Genomic DNA, 2331 nt, shown 5'->3' with positions numbered 1-2331 from the left:
CTCCTCGGTCGATACCGCGGACCGACTAGTCGATGCCGCCGAACGCCTTCTTACCCTTCACCGAGTACTTGAAGACGATGTAGTAGCTGCCCTTGGGGTACTTCTTGAACGGGGCCACCTTCTCCCGGTTCAGGTCCTTGTCGCTGACCGTCTGCATCTTGACGTCGTCCTTGCCGCCCTTCTTGCCGACGATCCGGTACGACGTGGCGGTCCACTTGTGCTTGCCGTTGCCCGCGATGCCGAAGTGCAGGAAGCCCTTCTTCAGCTCCTTCTTCAGCTTGAGCGTCGAGGTGGTCTGGGTCTTCTTGCCCGTCGTCGTCCAAGTGCCGTTCGCGGCCAGGGCGTTGGTCGCCGAGCCCAGGCCGAGAGTCGTCACCAGGGTTGCCACAGCAGCCGCTTTGGTCACTCCACGCATATTCACGTTTACCCCGTAAGTTTCCTGCGAGTTTCTTGAGTTGCTTGCGTCGGTCGATGAGTCGCTGGTCCGACGCCCTCTCGGGCGATCGCGATTCTCAAACGTAAACGCCACATCCTTTGCCGTACATCGTCCTTCGGGGAGGTGTACCAAAGGGCAGTGCCCCGATGGACAGGTAGGCGATCGCATCCGGCCGACGGCCGGTGACCGCGGATGGTCGGTGATGGCCGATGGCCGATGGCCGGTGGTGAACGACCACTGATCGTCGGCCGCTGATGGTTGACCGGTGATGGTTGGCCGGTGGTGTTGACCGGTGATGGATGGTCGTTGATCGACGGTCACCGCGGCCGGCCCGCGTGCCGGAGGCCGGCCGCGGTCGACGGTCAGACGGCGGACGCCCCGACGAGGGACGGCCTGGGCACGGCGGAACCGCAGGCACAGCGCGGGTCCGTGCACAGCAGCTCGTGGGCGAGGACGGAGAGCACCGCGACCTGCAGCCGCGTCTGCTGCTCCAACTTCTCCACTATGCGCGCGACATGCGCTTTCACCGTACGCTCGGCGATCCCGAGCTCCCGGGCGAGCTGCCGGTTGCCGAGCCCCGTGCCCAGCAGGAGCAGGACTTCCTTCTCACGGTCCGTCAGTGTCTTGAGCCTGCTGATGTCCCGGATCGGATCTGCTCCCGTGCGCCGGTAGGCGCAAGCCGTGTCTCCTACGTCAGACCTCTTGCTCATTGGTCGACCCTTCCCGATGCCGCTTTTCCCGACAGAGCCCCGTGCCCCGGGTGCGGCGGCGATCTATGTCCAACTTAGCGCCCGCTACTGACAAGAAGCACCCCTCAAATGACACGGCCACGTCACAGAGAGGGGATCCCTCAAGGTCACTGCCCGAAGGGACAATTTCGGCCAACCCAGCTGATCCATAGATTTGTTGCCGCGCACCGACAGAACCCCCAAACCCAGGGAGAACACTGTGCACAGCCGTCTCACCACGCGTCGTCTCGCCACCGTCGCCGTAGCGGGAGCAGCCACGCTCGCCGTGCTCGCCCCCACCGCGTCGGCCGCGGACCTCGGCGCGTCCCAGGGCACGCGGACGGTCGCTTCCCAGGCCGCCGCGAAGCTCCCGGCGAAGCTGACGGTGAACAGCTACCTCACGTACCTCAAGACGCAGAAGACGCCCGAGGCGAAGAAGACCCTCAGGAGCTTCTCCGCGCTGCCGGCCGCCAAGAAGGCCCGGTTCGTCACCCACCTCCAGGACCGCAAGATCCAGGAGAAGCTCCTCAAGGAGCTCAGCGGCGCGATCAACACCCCGAAGCAGAGCGTCACCAAGGTCAACGCGGACGTGAAGTTCGTCCAGCAGGTCACGTCCAAGCGGAACTTCAAGGACGCGAAGGGCGCCACGGTGGTGTCCTACACCGTGACCGAGACGATCTTCGGCATCCCGGTCACCGCCGAGAACCTGACGCTCCACTACAACGTGGTCAAGGGCAAGGTCCAGCGCAAGGCCCGCGCCGTCGCCAGGGTCACCAACGTCAACGCCGCCGTCGCGATCAAGGGCGGCCCGGTCAAGGTCGCCGTCAAGGGCCTCGCCCGCGCCGAGGTCAAGTGGAAGCTGACCCCGAAGGTCGCCTCGTTCGGCGCGGCCATCACCAAGCAGCAGGTCGTCAAGGGCCACACCAAGGTCTGGAACACCCAGTTCCTGAACGGCTGACGCCCCCTCCCGCTGGGCACGGCTCCCCCCTTCCCCGGAGCCCCACCCACCGGGAACCGGCGCGGCACCCCGAGGCCCCTGGTCAAGGCCGCCCCCCGGGGGTGTCGCGCCCCTTTCACGCCCCCCAATAACGGGCGCCCCCTGCTCAAGGGCGCCCATCGGCCGAGAGCGCGCCCCCGGCTCAGGAGCGCCCTCACCGGCCAAGGGCG

Annotated in this window: 3 protein-coding genes; 1 reads left to right on the top strand and 2 read right to left on the bottom strand. The window is 66.3% G+C overall.

Annotated elements, in window-relative coordinates:
* Positions 1-25: 25 nt before the first annotated feature.
* Both STRIP9103_RS29990 and STRIP9103_RS29985 read right to left on the bottom strand, forming a co-directional pair.
* Positions 26-406: a hypothetical protein gene (locus STRIP9103_RS29990; RefSeq protein WP_141585358.1), complete on the bottom strand. Its 381-nt coding sequence runs from the start codon at positions 404-406 to the stop codon at positions 26-28.
* Between the two features lie 392 nt (positions 407-798).
* Positions 799-1146: a LuxR C-terminal-related transcriptional regulator gene (locus tag STRIP9103_RS29985; protein ID WP_009326697.1), complete on the bottom strand. Its 348-nt coding sequence runs from the start codon at positions 1144-1146 to the stop codon at positions 799-801.
* A 238-nt stretch (positions 1147-1384) separates the two neighbouring features.
* Between STRIP9103_RS29985 and STRIP9103_RS29980 the strand changes: the two genes are divergently transcribed.
* A complete protein-coding gene (locus STRIP9103_RS29980) occupies positions 1385-2122 on the top strand; it encodes a hypothetical protein (protein ID WP_009326698.1) in 738 nt (245 codons plus the stop codon).
* Positions 2123-2331: the final 209 nt, after the last annotated feature.

Source organism: Streptomyces ipomoeae 91-03 (assembly GCF_000317595.1).
GTDB classification, from domain to species: Bacteria; Actinomycetota; Actinomycetes; order Streptomycetales; family Streptomycetaceae; genus Streptomyces; species Streptomyces ipomoeae.
Note: the sequence above shows the minus strand (reverse complement) of the source record. Positions and strands in the feature narration are given on the sequence as shown.

Bases quoted from the DNA above. Each gene is read 5' to 3' on its own strand.
- STRIP9103_RS29985 (WP_009326697.1), bottom strand. From the start codon at position 1,146: ATGAGCAAGAGGTCTGACGTAGGAGACACGGCTTGCGCCTACCGGCGC.